Annotated in this window: 14 protein-coding genes; 8 read left to right on the top strand and 6 right to left on the bottom strand. The window is 56.3% G+C overall.

Features of this window, described 5'->3' with window-relative positions:
* Positions 1-1,010: 1,010 nt before the first annotated feature.
* Positions 1,011-1,469 (bottom strand): nuclear transport factor 2 family protein, encoded by a 459-nt coding sequence (locus NQV17_RS36905; protein ID WP_124665500.1) that lies wholly within the window; start codon positions 1,467-1,469, stop codon positions 1,011-1,013.
* Positions 1,466-2,242, bottom strand: coding sequence for a hypothetical protein (locus NQV17_RS36900; protein ID WP_257776024.1), 777 nt, complete (start codon positions 2,240-2,242; stop codon positions 1,466-1,468). The genes NQV17_RS36905 and NQV17_RS36900 overlap by 4 nt, the downstream gene beginning before the upstream one ends.
* Positions 2,243-3,729: 1,487 nt before the next feature.
* Between NQV17_RS36900 and NQV17_RS36895 the strand changes: the two genes are divergently transcribed.
* The 5 genes from NQV17_RS36895 (at position 3,730) to NQV17_RS36875 (ending at position 7,892) form a co-directional block, all read left to right on the top strand.
* A complete protein-coding gene (locus tag NQV17_RS36895) occupies positions 3,730-4,080 on the top strand; it encodes a TfoX/Sxy family protein (RefSeq protein WP_257776023.1) in 351 nt (116 codons plus the stop codon).
* Positions 4,081-4,519: 439 nt separating this feature from the next.
* Complete coding sequence (locus NQV17_RS36890; RefSeq protein ID WP_257776022.1) at positions 4,520-5,860, top strand: 2Fe-2S iron-sulfur cluster-binding protein; 1,341 nt, start codon at positions 4,520-4,522, stop codon at positions 5,858-5,860.
* A 1-nt stretch (position 5,861) separates the two neighbouring features.
* Entirely contained in the window at positions 5,862-6,521 is a 660-nt protein-coding gene (locus tag NQV17_RS36885) for a M24 family metallopeptidase (protein ID WP_257776021.1), read from the top strand.
* A gap of 204 nt (positions 6,522-6,725) precedes the next feature.
* Complete coding sequence (locus tag NQV17_RS36880) at positions 6,726-7,160, top strand: thioesterase family protein (RefSeq protein ID WP_124665505.1); 435 nt, start codon at positions 6,726-6,728, stop codon at positions 7,158-7,160.
* A 48-nt stretch (positions 7,161-7,208) separates the two neighbouring features.
* Positions 7,209-7,892, top strand: coding sequence for a TetR/AcrR family transcriptional regulator (locus tag NQV17_RS36875; protein ID WP_257776020.1), 684 nt, complete (start codon positions 7,209-7,211; stop codon positions 7,890-7,892).
* Positions 7,893-7,988: 96 nt separating this feature from the next.
* On the opposite strand, the gene NQV17_RS36870 is transcribed toward NQV17_RS36875, so the two are convergent.
* The gene (locus tag NQV17_RS36870) at positions 7,989-8,942 is read right to left on the bottom strand and encodes an alpha/beta hydrolase (RefSeq protein WP_257776019.1); all 954 of its coding nucleotides are present in this window, start codon (positions 8,940-8,942) and stop codon (positions 7,989-7,991) included.
* 165 nt (positions 8,943-9,107) lie between these two features.
* Entirely contained in the window at positions 9,108-9,512 is a 405-nt protein-coding gene (locus tag NQV17_RS36865) for a RidA family protein (protein ID WP_257776018.1), read from the bottom strand.
* A gap of 322 nt (positions 9,513-9,834) precedes the next feature.
* Here NQV17_RS36865 and NQV17_RS36860 point away from each other — a divergent pair, with 322 nt between their 5' ends.
* Positions 9,835-10,656: a citryl-CoA lyase gene (locus tag NQV17_RS36860; RefSeq protein ID WP_257776017.1), complete on the top strand. Its 822-nt coding sequence runs from the start codon at positions 9,835-9,837 to the stop codon at positions 10,654-10,656.
* A gap of 798 nt (positions 10,657-11,454) precedes the next feature.
* On the opposite strand, the gene NQV17_RS36850 is transcribed toward NQV17_RS36860, so the two are convergent.
* Positions 11,455-12,243 (bottom strand): SDR family NAD(P)-dependent oxidoreductase, encoded by a 789-nt coding sequence (locus NQV17_RS36850; RefSeq protein ID WP_257776016.1) that lies wholly within the window; start codon positions 12,241-12,243, stop codon positions 11,455-11,457.
* Positions 12,244-12,312: 69 nt separating this feature from the next.
* Positions 12,313-13,737, bottom strand: a complete 1,425-nt coding sequence (locus tag NQV17_RS36845) for an aldehyde dehydrogenase family protein (RefSeq protein ID WP_257776015.1) — start codon at positions 13,735-13,737, stop codon at positions 12,313-12,315.
* Between the two features lie 341 nt (positions 13,738-14,078).
* Here NQV17_RS36845 and NQV17_RS36840 point away from each other — a divergent pair, with 341 nt between their 5' ends.
* The gene (locus tag NQV17_RS36840; RefSeq protein WP_257776014.1) at positions 14,079-15,884 is read left to right on the top strand and encodes a choline dehydrogenase; all 1,806 of its coding nucleotides are present in this window, start codon (positions 14,079-14,081) and stop codon (positions 15,882-15,884) included.
* A 78-nt stretch (positions 15,885-15,962) separates the two neighbouring features.
* Positions 15,963-17,111 (top strand): alcohol dehydrogenase family protein, encoded by a 1,149-nt coding sequence (locus NQV17_RS36835; RefSeq protein WP_257776013.1) that lies wholly within the window; start codon positions 15,963-15,965, stop codon positions 17,109-17,111.
* Positions 17,112-17,323 lie beyond the last annotated feature (212 nt).

Here is a 17,323-nt window from a genome sequence, read left to right as displayed (position 1 = left end):
TCTAATCGCGAATATTTCAGGCTTGGATGTGATTGTGTAGTATTGCTCGATTACTTGCGGTTTCTCGACAAAGTTAAAAAACGGATTTGAGCGCCCTCCGAGTATTTATAGGTATTTATGCACGCTCCGAAGATTTGAGAGACACTCGGCGCGTCGTCACGACGACGACCATGGCATCGTGGAAATTAGGCCGGTGGCCCGAGAGGCCTCGTATCTATCAGGCATGTTTGACCGCGCTCTCGTTCGTGCCTTTGGGTCACTTGTAAAGGCCGATTCCCAGGACTCCGGCAAATCCTCCAGCGTATCCCGTACACGCCAAATTCTGCCTGTCTTTGGCGGATGGTCAGCGACCTCGCTGACGAACGCGAATGACTGATTGTGCCCGAGGTTGCGTAAAACAGCAGCCTCGGGCGCTAGAGCACAGGCGTCAGGTGATTCCCTCGGCGCTGATGTATGCAGTTTTCCTGTCCGTCGGAGTGGACCAAACCGCCCGCACCATCGGCAATGGTTGCATGATTGCTCTGATTCGTATCACCGAAATCGATGCAATACTAGATCCCAAAAGGGCCATTGGATTTGGACGATTTCACACTGCAGATGTTTGAGATGCTAAAACATGTTGGGCCAAGCGACCGATAACTCCGCGAAATTATTCTGACGTTGAACGCAATTTTAATCAAAGTAAAATTGCTTAAGACCTAATCAGGATTCGCTTAGGGGAGAGATCGGAACGCTGACGGGCCTGAACTGGCCACGCATACGCCCAAATATCGACTTTGGGGTGTACCCCTGGATCAGGGCTAATCGCAGTTGGCGTTCACGCGCGCTGGTCAGTAGTGGCTAAACCCTCCACGGACACATGCAAGACCTTGACGAAGTGGTGTCAAAACAAAGTGTGATGTAAGCCTTCAGTGACTTTTCTGCAGCACGTACCTCTGGATCTGGGCGAGAGGAGCGGGTTGGCGATATAGGCAGCGTCCCAGTCAACCCGCCGCACCGGAATTGCTAGGCTAAGCGATGCTATCGCCTTTAGAGAACGTTTTATCCATCGGACGGATAAATGACCATGTGGAATGAATAACGCGCCATTCGTCATCTTCCTTCTGAAATACTTCGACGACGTTGTACTCCATGTCTATTAGATTTGTTTTGGAATAGAGCTGGTACGTCAGTACTGCCATATCCTTCGCTGCCTGTATGCGTGGGCTTCGGAGTTCGTAACTATCTGCAAATAACTTGCCGTCAATTGATTTTAGGAATTCGTTGATGACGTTGTAATCATCCACTCGCTCGGTAACGACGGCGTCAAAGTATGTGAAGCTGCGTTCGGACCACAGCGACTTGTAACCGGACGTATCTCCTTTAAACCACTTATCCAAGGCGGATTTTTCAAGCCCGATAAGATGGTGTGCGAGAGCACGCTCCTCGGGACTGTAATTTTGCTCATAGACGGGCAATGCTGTAGTCATAATTTTCTCCTTACGGATTTGATTGACTGCGGGGCGACGTTACAGGAGTCGTGCGCAGATGAAAAACGAGTCAGCAGATCGCTATATGCAATAACCGGAACAGAAGGTGCATAGCTGCGGGCCAGCTCGGCCAGACTTCCAGGTTGAACGGGGAAAGTCGGTTGCCAGCCACGGTAGAGGGTTGTGTAAATGTAATCGACGTCGCTACCTGTCAGTGTTCCGACGATCGCTTCCGCATCCCGCTCACCGTTTTCCCGGAGCGATGCGAAATTGTTGACGTTGCCAGGAGAAGCGCGAATGCCCAAGACTGTCTCGTCATCGATGGTGGCGCTTACTGCGTAGATAACCTCACGGACGAATGTGAGTTGCGATCGGGTATCTCTGCCCCAGCGATATGTACGCTGGTTGGGTGCGGAAGAGATGAACTGGTCAAGCAGGTAGCCGTTGGCCGCGTGAAGCTTGATACTGTCGAAGCCCTCGATCGACGCAGCCCGTCGGGCGGTCTCTGCAAAGCGGCTGTTCGCGTCAACTATCGTTGCATATGACATTTCCAGCGGGAACCGATAGCCATCGCTTCCGCAGTACGTGGCCAACTGCTCGCCCGGCGGCTGAATCGCCGACGGCGCAACAGTGGAATTCTTGTATCGGGTGGCTTGGGTCAGGACGCCGGAGTGCATGATTTGCGAGATGGTGACCGCACCATATGCATGCAACCGCTGTACCGGCACGATCCTGGAAGTGCCGGTGCCTCGTCGCTGAGCCTGGGCCGGCACGGGGTGCTCCTTGAGAACTGCTGATCAGTATAACCCCTTCGTGATCACCAATCCGAAGCCACCCTTGGAGAAGCGCTCGTAATAGCGAGCGATCCCTTCAGGATCGCCGTGACGCGTGTCATCGGCGCTGAGGCAAACCTGTTCGTGACCGTCGGGGTTTGTCGATTCGGATTTCTTGTGTAACACAGCGACTCAACTCCTTACTGTTTGTATCAACGACGGCCACGTATCCTACCAAAGGAATGGCACACGTGCTGCATATGGCCGGTTGTGGCGCTCCGGTCGCTCAGAAAGCGGCTGACCATTTGCGAAATTCCTTCGGGGTGCAATTCGTTTCCCGCTTGAAGAACTTGCGGAATCGATCGCCCCGAATCCCAATCGGTCGGAAAGCACTCCGATGGGTACGTCGGTGTATATGAGCAGCCGCTTGGCTTGAAGGACGATCGGTCTCGACAGATAAACCTTGGCACTCTGCCCTCTGCTGCCAACGTGGCGCGCGTCAGGCCCTTTATCGGTGCAGCCAAGGTGGACTGTGTAGTCGCGCTGCATGATTCCACTGCGAGAATCTTTGGTCCACTAGCTTGGAACTGCTGAAAGCGCGGCGACACGCTCGACCGAGATGAAGATTGCGTCTGGCGTTTCCCATGCAGGATGGTTAGCAGCTCAGCGTGCGTAGATGCCGTAGCGCCACAACGCATGTAGCTAAGCACTAAAACAGCTTGCCGATACGTCCGCGGATTCAAACTCCTGCTGATGCTCGAGCCTGTCGGATCGAAGCGGATATGCCCGGGTAAGCGCTCCAGGGCAGGTGGCATTCCCAAACGCGGCCTCGACCAACAGAAATTCAGGGCGCAGCAGCAATCCTAGTCGTCATCGCTGCCGAAGTTGTAAGCCTGGCCTGGCTGAAGCGTGAGCTTTCCGGCACAGCACACAATCGGCTCGAAATCCACAAAACGCTTGCACTGCCCTCCGTCACCCAGATGAGCATGTAGAACTCGTAGCAATAGGTCCTGCGCATAGCTTGGACCGTCGACCGATGCTTGAGGTCCGGCAGGCGAAACACCTCAAGGTCGTAGTAACGGGGGCGGCTTTGCTGGCTTGTGCGCCAGACGCTCCACCGCAGGCCTGGTCATCCCACACATCTCCGCTTTGAATACCCAATATCTGCGATTATGACGCTATCTGATGGGTAATCACGTGTCGTTACTGCTCCATACTGGCAAATATTGACCTTGATGATTGCGACCCATAAAGAGGCGCGGTGACACTTTCCCCCGATATCTGCGTCGCTCAGGCAAGCAGCTACCCGGTCCAGAGCGATCTCAAAGAAGAGTAGGGCGATGGACGTGAGTGGATTTGACTATGCGTACAAGGTCGGCTGAGTTCGCCCACGGGAATCACTAATACTTGATTCCGAATTTGTTGCATCCGCCGCAGGGTGCGATGGGAGCGGGTTGGTCGACATTCGAAATTTCCCAGGAGCGACGATGACAAAACTTACGAAGCAAAGTAGGGACTTGGCAGAGCACTATGCAGAGCAGTTGTCCGGGTGGGGACAAATAACGACGCGCTCGTTGTTCGGGGCCGTCGCGCTATATCGGGACGGGCACGTGTTTGCGATGGTCTGGAAGGGCTCGCTGTACTTCAAAGTGGACGATGCGACTCGCGCCGAGTATGAAGCGGCAGGCTCGCATGCCTTAGGCTATGTCGCCGATGGCCGTGAGCATGCGCTGAAGTCCTATTGGGAAGCGCCCGTCGACGTGATCGAAGATCATCAGGCGCTTCTTGCTTGGGCGCAACGAGCATGGAGCGCCGCCTTGAAGGCTGCCAAGGACTGATTGACTGAAATGAATGGCGTCGAGCCGCCCCATATCTGTTCACTACCGGCATCTTGCTCCGGGTAAGGCGCGCTTGACTGAGCTGAGTTCCTTGACGCCTTCGGTCCATTGAGCATCCCTCTAGACCTCGAGGCGGGGGGGGATGGCTAGTTTGGATACCGGTTAGTCGGCCAGAGCGCTTGCGGCCGCGTCAACCTTGTAGAAGAAGGTTGACGCGGCCCATTTTTCGTTCATACTGACTGGTAGGTTGGAAAATTTGGTCTATTGGTACGAGAAGAGAGGGAAATCCTCAGGTTCGGAGCAGTTTCGTTCCCGGGGCCCGAAGTCGACTCGTCCAAAGACTACCGTATTGTCTAGGGATGTCGTGGTTTCGCTCTCGGTACCCTCGCACCAAGCGGGGGGCCGGGGTCTATAGCCAGCCTTGCGGCCTTGTATCTGCATGAAAATATTTAACGAACTCAACGGCGTCGAATTTGAGACGCGCGGCGACGTCGACATCGTGAGCGCGTCGATTCAGGCACACAGCGCCATCAGCCATTCTTGCCGTCGGGGTATTTGCGGGCAGTGTGCTGGCCTAGTGCGCGACGGCGCGTTCTCGAACGGAATCGACGGCGAGACACAAATCGCCTCGAGAGACGGTAGGCCTGTCAGTGTGCTGATGTGCCAAACGTTCGCGCGATCCGAATTGGTCGTGGAGTGTAACGATAATGGAGCGGCACCCCAAGCTCGGGCCGTTCAAGTAAGCTCCATCGCGTTCCCGACCCCGGAGGTCGCGGTCGTCGATCTCGACTTTATGGACGGACAATCGTTCAAATTCCAGGCGGGTCAGTTCGTTTGCATTCGTTGGACCGGAGACCGCCAGAAGTACTTTTCGATCGCTAGCAAGGAAAGCGACTCGAGCAGTATTCAACTACACATCAGGCGGCAGGTTCAGGGAGAGTTCACTGGGTGGTTGTTCGAGGCGGCGAGAGCCGGCGATATCTTTGGTCTGGAAGGCCCCTTGGGGAAGTTCACGTGGACGACTCCGGACGACCGTCCGGTAGTCTTGATGGCTACCGGCACGGGATTCTCTCCCATCCAGTCAATGGTCGAGACACATGCGTTATGGAGGCGCAAATCCCCGGTCTATCTCTATTGGGGTGGGCAAACAGAGAACGACGTCTACCGCCCGGATCTTGCGCGCCAATGGTCGACGATGGGAGAAAACTTTCATTTCATCCCGGTCTCGGCAGCCCCGATTGGTGAGTGGTCGGGCAGAATTGGGTACCTACAGGACTGCGTAGCCCAAGATCATCGGAGTCTCGCAAACTTCGATGTGTACGCGTGTGGCTCGCCGATTATGATCGCGCTTGCACAGGAAAAGCTTGTCTCAGAGCTTGGGCTTCCGAGCGATCGCTTCTTCACCGATTCGTTTAACGTGAAGCCGCCGCAAACGGACGGATCACAGAGCCTCATCGATTTTGTCGTGAAATTTCAAGGATCTGTGAAAGGGCGCATGCACGCCGAAAACGGATGCACGCTTCTTCAGGCGCTGATGCGGTCCGGCTTAAACCTCGATCACTATTGTGGTGGCGGTGCGGTATGCGGCACCTGCCGGGTCAGGGTCGAGCCTGCGCTGGTCAACGGCATGAACGAAGATGAGATCGATCTTCTTGATTGCTTGCCTGACGCATGCGATGGGGACCGGCTTGCCTGTCAGTTCAAGCTGAGCCGAGAAGTTGAGTCTCGAACCGTTTATCTGCCGGGTACGCCTGGGCGAGTTTCCGCTTTGAGGGATTGAAATGAGCAATGAACAGATTCAAAGCGAGTACGTGGGCAAAGCCTTCAAGCCGGAGGGCATGCTTGAGGCCCGCAGAAGAACGTGGCTCGCCGTTGACGACATCGCGACTGCGATCAAGCCCGGCATGACTGAGCCGCAGGCGACTCAGCTCGCGCGGAAGACTCTCAAAAAGCATGGACTTTTGCAGGGATGGCACGCCATCTGCATTCGGTTTGGCTGCAACACAATGCTAGAGTACGGCGCACCATCTAAGCCGGATATCGTCCTCGGAGAGAACGACATTTTCACGCTCGATATCGGTCCGTTGTGGGATGGGTACGAAGCTGATTCTGGCGATACCTTCGTTGTTGGAGGCGACCCGGAGATGTTGCGAGCAAAGTCCGACGTAAAGGTTCTGTGGAGCGGTGTGCAGGACGCATGGCGATCGCGGGGGCTGACGGGCATTGACCTGTACAGCTTTGCCGCAGCAGAGGCAGACAAGCTGGGCTGGGTCTTCGATTCGATCATGTCTGGTCACAGGGTAGGGGATTTTCCTCACCAGTATCACGGAACGCTCCGTTCGATGGAGGGCATTCCGAGTTCCAACATCTGGATCCTCGAAATTCTGATCCGACATAAGACGCTACCTTTCGGCGCATACTTCGAGGACTTGTTGACCTAGGCGCAGTGCAGCCTGTGCGGAGACCCGAGCGGCCCCGTCGCCCAGGGATCGTCATGTTCGCTGATTGGCTATGTTCCGCGCGTATGGCGTGGCGGTACGGTCAATAGTCGGACAAACCTGTTGACTACACGGTCAAAAAAAAAGACAATATATCTCACCTCGCTCTGCGAGGTGAGGGTGTCGGCGTATCCGTCAAGGAGACCAATGAGAATCCCAACATTCAATGGCGTTGTCTATCCGTCGCAAACGGATGCGATGGGGCATATGACAGTCCAGTATTACATCGCAGCCTTTGATCAAGCGATGTGGCATCTTGTGTCGCGCCTCGGGTATGACCCTGAATGGCGGAACTCCAGAGATGAGGGTTGGGCCGACGTTCGCTATGAGATTGACTTCCGCTCGGAACTTCGAGTCGGCGATCTCTACATGGTAGACAGCGAAGTCATCGACCTTGGCAAGAGCTCGCTCAGGTCGAAGCACCGACTTCTGGCAAGAAGCGGTGAGGTGGCCGCTGAACTCCTGATGACATCGGTGTACTTTCATCTGAAAGAGAGAAAGAGCATTCCGATACCCGATTCCATTCGGTCGGAGATTTGCGTGCTCACGGAATCGTCCGACGCAACGAATGTTTCCGGGTGACCCGAGGTACCGGGCGATAACTTAAATGCTGATTCTGGGAAAAGCGTTATGAAAATCGATCGTAGAGAACAGCTGAAGGCGAAGAAGCAGGCTTACGTACAGGATGAAATTATTGCTTCCGCCGTGGTTTTATTCGCGGAGAGAGGTTTCCGCGCTGTCACAATCGATGATATCGCCGCTAATCTTGGCTATACGAAATCGGTGGTCTACTACTATTTCAAAAGCAAGAATGAAATCCTGTGGCAGATTTTCAATCGTATCTACGATAGCTACTTTGCGATGATTTCCTCGGTGGTGGTGAGGGAGTTGCCTCCCGATCTCGCCCTGAGAGAGCTTTTAAAGGGCCACGCTCTTTTGGTCATGGAGCGTCGAGACTGGACCGCGATTTACAATCGCGAAGAGAGCGAGCTTGAAGAGAAGCAACTCAAGCTGCACGTTCAGCGTCGGCGCGAGTACGATGCCGTCATCAATGGTGTGTACAAGGATGGTGTCAAGAAAGGCTTGTTTCGTGATATTCCCTCGAGTATCGCTGTTGCAGGACTTTTGGGGATGTGCAATTCTTTGTACCGCTGGTACAACGAGGAAGGTCCGATTTCTGCGCCGGAGATCGCCGAGTACTACGTGGATATCTTGACCGGTGGTTACCTGGCCACTCCAGTGGCTAAGTCGGTTGCAAGCAAGGCGACCGTGCGCAAGACGTCGACGAAGGTTCCGAGGGTGGCTAACGCGTAACTTGCCCGGGCGACGAGTTGGAGAGTGCTCAAAGGCTGCGTTGCTGAGGCTGACCCCCAAGCGCATTGAGCGAATCTAGGCCTCGTTCGCGCTAGATCAGCCGCCCACCGCCCGCTCTAGCGCGGACATCGAATCGCGAATGTAGGCTCGAGTGATTCGGGCGGTCTCGATTAGATAAAAACCGTGCGGGGCGCCCGGATACACGTGAAACTCGGTCGGCACACCCGCTAGCATCAGCCGGCGGGCGTAGTCCATGTTCTCTGCTAGAAACAGATCTAGGGCCCCACAGGCGATGAAGGTTGGCGGGAGACCTTCGACATTGTCTGCGCGCGCCGCTGCAGCGTAAGGTGAGACCGCCGTGGCACCCGGCGGCCCGCCTAGGAGTGAAGTCCATCCGAACAGATTGTTCTCTGGCGTCCAAACGAACTGGCCTTGATATGGCGACGGCTCTGAACACGCTGCCGTGCGATCATCAAGCATTGGGAAGACCAGATGCTGGAAAGCGATGGAGATTTCGCCCCGGTCGCGAGCGAGAAGTACCAACGCCGCCGCTAGACCGCCGCCGGCGCTCTCGCCGGTGACGACGATCCGATCTCGATCGACACCTAGCGCTTCTGCCTCGGCGTTGAGCCAGGTCAGCGCGGCATAGCAGTCCTCTAGCGGTCCGGGATGCGGGTTCTCCGGTGCTAGGCGATAGTCGACGGATACCACGGTCGCGCCCAATTCGAGCGCATAGGCTGCGTCGGTGGCAAGACCCATCTCAGGCGAGCCCATGATGTAACCCCCACCGTGAATGTGAAGGAAGGCTGGGCCACCATTCTCGCTCCCTTTCGCCCGTGTGATTACCACGCGCACGTCAGGCGCACCTGGCCACCCAGGGATCATGCGCTCGACGATTTCAACCCCATCCGGCGGGGCGGGAAACCACACGCCGACGCTTTCCACCATAACGGTCCGCGACTGCAACAGCGTGTCGAGATCGATCGGGGAGGAGGGCTTTTCATCGATAAGAGCGCGTAGCTCCGGATCCACGAGATGTCTTGACGGCACGACGGTCCTCCTTTTGATATCACCATACTGCCCGCGGTTCGCGGACGTTGCCCCTGGTGTTTGCATCGATCTCGTCCGCGTCTCGGTCAATCGTCCTATCGGGCTGCAGGCGTAACAGTGATGGTCGCAGTTCGCTTTTCTATGGGGCAATCCAACGCGCGACTTTTAACTGATGCGAGTCTTGCCGGGAACTACGGCAATACCGTCGACCTCGATCCTTGCCCGCGAATCGAAAAGCTTCACAACCGGGATGAACGTGCTCGCCGGCGGATTCTGACCGGTAATGAACTCGGCCCGAACTCGCTTGAAGATGGGAAGAAGGTTCTCTTCAAAATCAGGGACGTAGTAGGTGAAGCGGGCGACTGCTTCGAAGCCCACGCCAGCAGCTCGCAGCGTGCGCTCGAGCGCTCGGAACGTGTTTCGCACCTGCATTTCGAAGTCGCCGTCGATAAAGTTGTCGTTTTCGTCTGATGAGACGTGGCCGCCCAACAGCAGGACGTCGCCGGAACCCTGAACCGCTTGAGAGATGCCGGGGTACGAGATCCCCGGCTGATTGATTGCGGTAAGCATTGCCTATCCCCAAGTTGATGAAAGAAGTCTCGATTCGCTTTCCTGCGAGCGGAACACAAGCAGTTGCGATCGCGCTATTCCAGCAGGAGCGCACAGTGCTCTCATGAGGAGCGTGCGCCAGCAGCCGATCGCCGATGCCCACATTGTTGTCTGGCGACTGGGGTGCCTCTTGCAGTGACGTTACGTTGCCAGCCAATTATAGACCAAGTGGACAAAAATTTGTCCGTACAGTATATTTTAATCCTTCGTGGTCTGTTTGCCGGGAGGGCTTCGAACCATGGCACATAGGATCGGCTAATCAAACTGAGGGATGGGATAGGGCATGACAAGTTCTACAAAGCCGGCATGGGAATCGTCGGTCAGTCACATCGAAGAATCGAGCGTTTTCATTCGTGGTTACGATTTGGGTGAACTGATCGGGCAACTTTCGTTTGCATCGGTCTCTTACTTGCTGATCAGAGGCAGGCTCCCGACACCAGGCGAGTCCAAAATGATGGACGCAATTCTTTGCTCGGTGCTCGACTATTCGCTGAAGAAACCCGGTACGGTTGCTGCGCGCTACTGCGTTTCCGGCAATCCGTCGATGGTGGCGGGCATGGCAACAGCGGTGCTGTCGGCCGGGGAGTACACGCTCGCGCCTGATGCAGGCGGGGAGTTCATTTTGGCCACTTTCGCTTCGTACAATCGGCAAGACGACTCGATGGCCGATGCAGCTGATGTCATCGTTGCAGCGCTCCGCGCACAAGGACAGAGAGTGCCCGGCTTTGGGCATCCCAACTTTCGCTATACAGACCCGCGAGCGCAAAAACTGAAGGCCATCGCGAAGGAGAACGGTGTCTGGGGCGAGCTGTGCGACTGGTACGAAGCTATCCATGCATCATTCATCAAGCAGGCAAATAAGCCTGATCTCGTCATCAACGAGGTGGGGATGATGGCCGCAATCTTGGCGCAGATGCAGTTCACGCCGGCTGAAATGACGGGTTTGGCGCTGGTGTCGACGATGCCGGGCGTCATTGCTCACATCTCGGAGGAGCTCAGATCAAAGATTCGCATTCGCGGTGTCGCAGATGCCGACGCGTCGTATTCCCAGGAACGTAAGAATCTCAAGGAAGATCTTCTCGGCGCGGGCTGGCAAGCAGTATAAGCACACTGCTTGTGCGCCTGCACCTGCTAGGAGGTGCGGGCGCACATCGACCACATATTGGAGGAGTCGAGCCTGCCACCACCCTCCGGCGTCGCCCAGACTATGTTCTAGGTCTGGTCTTTAATATCGCCTCCGGTGCACCTGAAGGAACTACTGACGGCCAATTGGCCATTGTCATGCGTCTACGCGCTACCCGACGAATTCAAGCGGCTCAGGTTGTACCAGAAGCCAGCAGGCGCAGAAAACTAGAGAACAATGGGCCGAACTCCGTCGGTGAATAATATTTGTGGGATGGGAGTCTCACCACGTGAGATCGCTCGCGCGCCGATGTTTACGTTCCCGATGATCGGGAACGGTGGGTCGGTGCCTCAGACTCATCGCGGAAACCTGCATTTCAACGGAGGTCCGCACGAGGTGGACCGACGTCGATTTGACCTCGGAGCCAGACAAGCCCGCTACACCGATCTTCCACAACGCCGCTCGACGCGTCGCGGAACTGCTGCCGTAGGCCACAAGCATTCCGCTTTTGCGATGCCGGGATGGTGTGATCGATCTTTCGCCTGACCATTCCCTTATCCGTGATAAGGTCTCGGGGCCTGACGGCATGTGGGTGGCGGTCACGTCGTGCCATGGCTTCGGCCTGTCGAGATTCGCGAAGCTTCAGAAGGACTGGCGCAAGCAATTCAAATGGGACGCAGGCAACCTGATCCTCGAAGTATCAACGGCCAAGAATCGCATCTTGGCCGTTTTACCTTTCATGACGAGAGCGAAACGCGGGCAAATATGCCCGCATATTTCTTACTGGATCGTCCAACCGCCATCGATTACGAGCGAGTGACCGTTCATGTAGTCCGAGTACGGCGACGCGGCGAACAGGATCGCGTTGGAAATATCATTGGGGACCCCCTTTCTTCCCGCAGGGACGCGCTTCATTGCATCGGGGTTGACGCCGACGCCGCGCATCGGCGGCGCATCGTCGGCCAGAATGCGCGTGGAATGCTTGCGCATATCGGTCTGAATCATGCCAGGGCAAACTGCGTTGACTTTGATGCCCTTAGCGGTCAAATCACACGCCATCTGACGTGTGAGGCCGATCACGCCAAACTTCGACGAGGTATAAGCCAGGCCATCGGCGCCCCCAATGACGCCGCCGACGGAAGCTACATTCACGATGGCGCCTTCGCCACGCGGCATCATGTTCTTCAAGACGGCACGGCTCATCAGGAACGTTCCACGCAGATTGGTGTTCAGAACCTTGTCCCAGAGGGCCGTGGATGTTTCATTGATACCGGCAAATCCATCGAATACCGAGGCGTTGTTCACCAGAACGTCGATTCGACCATGCTTCGCTACAATCTTTCCAGTGACCTCTTCGATCATCGCCTCGTTCTGGACGTCAGTCTTCATGAACTCGGCCTTGAGGTTTTCTTTCGCAAGCGACGAAACCACGTCGTCGCCTTCGTCTTCGAGAAAGCCCGCGATAACTACGGTACCGCCTGCGCGGGCAAACGATTCGACGGTTGCACGGCCAATCCCGGTCTCGCCGCCAGTCACTACGATAATCTTGTCTTTGAAGTCGAACATCATTTGCACCCTTGAGTTGTGAGCGGCTCGTCACATCGAGTCATCGCCGCTCGTAGACGTGTTAGACCGCAATCAGCCGTGGCCGATCACCGATTTCACTTCGAGGTATTCCGCCAGGCCATAGGCACCGGCTTCTCGACCATTGCCAGACCGCTTGTAGCCACCGAACGGTGCGCGAACATCGAAGTCCGGGCTGTTGACGAAAATGGAGCCAGCACGGAGGCGACGGGCAACGCGTCGAACACGCTCAAGGTCACCTGACGAAACGTAGCCTGCGAGTCCGTATTCCGTGTCATTTGCGATCGCGACGGCCTCGTCTTCACTGTCGTAGGGAATCACAACCAGCACTGGGCCGAAGATCTCTTCGCGAGCAATTTCCATATCGGGAGAAACATCGGAAAAGATCGTCGGCCGTACATAAAAGCCGCGCTCGAGTCCTTCGGGACGCCCGGGGCCGCCCGCTGCCAGGTGTGCACCGGCGGCCACGCCATTCGAAATGAGGCGCTGTATCTTTTCGAACTGAACTCGATTTGCGACCGGGCCTACCATCGTTTTCGGATCGGCGGGGTCGCCAACCGTATGCTTGCGCGCTTCGTCCGCGGCAATTTCAACAGCTGTCTGATACTGATGGCGCGCGATAAGCAACCGCGTCGGTGCGTCGCACGTTTGTCCGCTGTTTGCGCATATTGCTCGTACACACGATCGAACCGCGGCGTCCAGATCGGCATCGTCGAAAACGATGTTCGCGGACTTGCCGCCCAACTCTTGCGTCACGCGTTTCACGGAATCGGCAGCGGCCTTGGCGACTAGAACGCCTGCACGGGTCGAGCCGGTGAAGGACACCATGTCGATGTCGGGATGGCGCGAAATGGCTTCGCCAACCGTCGGGCCGTCGCCATTGACGAGATTGAACACACCGGCCGGAAGACCGGCTTCGTCGAGGATCTCCGCAAAGACCGTCGCGTCGAGAGGTGCGATTTCGCTGGGCTTCAACACGATGGTGCAACCCGCCGCGATCGCGTAAAGGACTTTGCAGACGACTTGATTCAGCGGCCAATTCCATGGCGTGATGAGTCCGACAACGCCGATGGGTTCCTTGATGATTCGGGTGCTACCGACCTGCTCCTCGAATGAGTACGACTTCAATACGTCGATGACAGTTTCGGTGTGCGCGATACAGGACGTGACCTGTGCTTCATTGGCGAAGGTGATGGGGCAACCCATCTCGCGGGAGATCAATGAGGCAATCTCTCCGTGGCGGCGACGAAGGATCGGCAGTACACGCTCGAAGAAAGCGACCCTCTCAGCAGTCGATGTTTGTGAATAGCTAGCGAAGGCATTACGAGCCGCCTTTACGGCACGATCGACATCGACTTGCGTTCCCATCGAGATGTAGGCGGTCGGTTCTTCTGTAGCCGGATTGATGACGGCCGCTTTGCGCGGTTCGACGGGGTCGACCCACTGACCGGCGATGTAAAACTTCAAGAAATTATCCATGGTTGTCTCGTGAGCAATCGGAACTGGACAAGAAAGTCTGCGCCTCCCGGAGCATCAAGGATGCGAAGCGAATGTCGAGAGCAGGCGGTCGACCCGACGCAGGCGGCAGGCATTGTGCGGTACCTCCAAGAACTGCATATCAAACGCGCGATCGCGACGCCCGTGGGACGGACTTTTCCCGCGTAGCGCGCCCGTGCGTGGGCTGATCGTTCCCGATCCACCTGCAATATACCGCATAGTCAGATTTTCGTGCTAGCTGTTCAAATTTAGCGCGGGGCGGGCTGACAGTCGGCTATCCGGTTCAATGCATTGCGCCGAGTCATCTAGGGAAATCCCTATCAGTGGCATTCCTAGGGGCGGCATGCATCGAGACCATTCTTGTTGTTCCCAAAAAAATTATACTCAATGGTCTTTTTTACAGTACCATTGGTCTAAACACTATCCGCGTCGTTGTTGCTATGAACATGAAAGACTCTAAATTGGACGACCAGAGCTTCGACTACATCGTCATCGGCGCTGGATCTGCCGGTTGCGTTGTTGCGTCACGGCTGTCTGAGGATCGTTCGATCACCGTCCTCCTCGTCGAAGCCGGACCGGAAGACAAAAGCTGGACCATCGACATGCCACTTGCTGTCGAAAGCCTTGTTTCCGGCAACGAGTTCAACTGGCAGTACATGAGTGAGCCGGAAAAGTATTTATTCGGGCGGCAGGTCGACCATCCGCGAGGTAAGGTCCTTGGTGGCTCGTCGTCGATCAACGGGATGGTGTACACCCGTGGCAATGCACTGGACTACGATGGCTGGGAACAAACCTACGGTTGCACCGGCTGGAGCTACGCAGATGTTCTGCCGTACTTCAAGCGATCCGAAACATTTCACGGAGAGGGCAACGATTATCGAGGCCGTCACGGCCCGTTGCGAGTCAGCCGCCCCGATGTGGGGAAGGACCCGCTCCAAGCGGCTTTCATGGAAGCGGGAAAACAGGCTGGCTACCCGACCACCGACGATTCCAATGCCTATCAGCATGAGGGTTTTCACCCCAGCGAATGTACGATTTTCGGTGGGCGCCGCTGGAGCGCGGCGCGTGCGTACCTTTCGCCAGACGTGCGGCGCCGCGCCAACCTCACGATCAGCACAAATACGCTCGCCGAGCAGATTGTTTTCGCGGGCAAGCGCGCAACAGGTCTTCGGGTTCGTAAAAATGGCCAAAGCAGCGTGATTTCTGCCCGGAGGGAAGTGATTTTGTGTTCGGGTTCGATTGGCTCCGCGCAACTCTTGCAACTCTCGGGCGTGGGACCTAGCGACGTGCTGCGCGCCGCCAACGTCGAAGCGGTGCATGAACTGCGAGGTGTCGGGGCAAACCTTCAGGACCATCCGGATATCACATTGCAAGTCGAATGCCGCCAGCCGCTCGGTCTTGCCCCATTTACGAAGTTCCCTCGCAAGCACCTTGCCGGCGCGCAATGGTTTCTGACGAAGACGGGGGTAGCGGCGAGCAATCAGTTCGAGGCCGCAGCCTACATACGAACGAAGGCGGGCGTTTGCTACCCCGATTTGAAGCTGGAGTTCTTGGGCTTGGCGTTTCAACCGGATACCTTTGCGCCATACCCTGGATACAGCTTCCAAATTCATATGACGTTGATGCGCGCGCAGAGCAGGGGAAGCCTTGCGATCAAAACCAATCGCGCGACCGACAAGCCATGCCTTAAATTCAACTATCTCGAGGCAGAGGCCGATCGCGAAAGCTTCAGAAATGCGTTGCGTCTTACGCGTGAAATTGTCGCGCAAAGTGCATTCGATCCCTATCGCGGAAAAGAATTGGCCCCGGGAAAGGACGTCCAAACGGACGAACAGATCGATGCCTGGGTCTCCTCTCGTGTTGGGACTGCATACCATCCATCAGGGACTTGTCGCATGGGCTCTGCAGCAGATGATGATGCAGTGGTCGCACCCAATTTAAAGGTGCGGGGTATGGAAAACATCAGAGTTGCCGACGCGTCGATCATGCCCCTCGTCGTCGCGGCCAATACGAATGCGCCTTGCATCATGATTGGTGAGATGGCTTCGGATCTTATTCGAGGCCGGAAGCTGGCGCCGGAGCGCCGGCCTCATTATGTCGCGGAAGATTGGATGACGTCGCAGCGGTAGTAGTTCAGCGACGCCCACATGAGTTTAGGAAACGCTTTTTGTTGTCCCAAGCGTAATCAACAGTAGAAAGAGGGAACAATGAATTATTCAGTGTCTGTACCAGCAATTCCTGATGTCATGCGTGCCGTGCTGCTCACCGGCTATGGTGGGATCGATCAGCTGCAATTTCGGGAGGATGTGCGGGTACCGCGCCCCAAGAGAGGGGAGGTGCTGATCAAGGTCGGCGCATGTGGTATCAACAATACCGACATCAATCTTCGCACACAGTGGTACCACCGCGCAGCAGGCACAACCCTCACCGAAGAGGTCGGTCTTCGCGGGGTTCAGGGCATCATGGATAAGCAAGAGGAAGCGGCCGCCACCTGGAAGCAGGAGGCGGTCGTGTTCCCTCGCATCCAGGGTGCCGCGATTGCAGGGCGGATTGTGGCTGTCGGAGATGCCGCGATTGCCGGCCGTGTCGGCGAGCGCGTGATTGTCGATCCGCAGGTGCGTGATTTGTCTTTGCCCGAGCGAGCACAGCTCGTTGAATACATCGGAGGCGAGCGCGACGGCGGATTCGCTGAATATGTTACCGTACCCGCAGAGAACGCGTATGCGGTTACGTCATCGCTTAGCGACGCCGAACTTGCCACATTCCCGACTTCGTATGACACCGCTGAAGAGATGTTGGAGCGGGCGCGACTTTCGGAAGGTGAAACGGTCGTTGTCACCGGGGCATCGGGCGGTGTAGGCACGGCGCTAGTGCAACTCGCGTTGATCCGGAAGGCGCGAGTGATCGCGATTGCCGGTCAGTCCAAGGAAGATCGGGTCCGAGCACTAGGCGTGCATGCCTTTGTTCCTCGAGAGTCCGAGAGCATCAAAGAGGCCGTGGAGAAAATTGTCGGCGCCAACGGCATAGACGTGGTCGCAGACGTCGTTGGCGGACAAGCATTTGGCGATTTTCTGAAGGTGCTGCGCCGCGGCGGTCGGTATACGACCGGTGGTGCGATCGGCGGCCCAGTTCAGCCGATGGATCTTCGAGATCTTATCTATAAGGATCTCGAAATGTATGGGATAACTTGCCCGACTCCGGCGACGTTTGCGAGAGTGATCGCGCATGTGTCATCGGGTAAGCTGCGCCCGCTGCTCGACAAAGCTTACCCGCTTGAGCAACTTGCTCAGGCGCAGGCAGATTTCGTCAAGCGCACGCACGTCGGAAAATTTGTTATCGAACCCGCTGCTCGCTAGAGCAACTTCGCCGGAAGCAACCAGCGTCCGTTCTGTGAGTTTCGCCGGCGTCCGGCGCTGCATACGAGACCGTTTGGCACTGGTTGCTCTGCCGGTTGACCTCTTGTACCACAAAGTATATTTTACATACTTAATGGTCAGTAGTCGCCGACATCGAACTGAGGCAAGCAATGCATGTTCGAGACTGCGTAGCCGCGGACGGTGGTGTCCGA

It is taken from the genome of Burkholderia sp. SCN-KJ, from assembly GCF_024656005.1.
In the GTDB taxonomy this organism is placed as follows: domain Bacteria; phylum Pseudomonadota; class Gammaproteobacteria; order Burkholderiales; family Burkholderiaceae; genus Burkholderia.
This window is presented reverse-complemented; position numbering and strand designations above follow the sequence as displayed.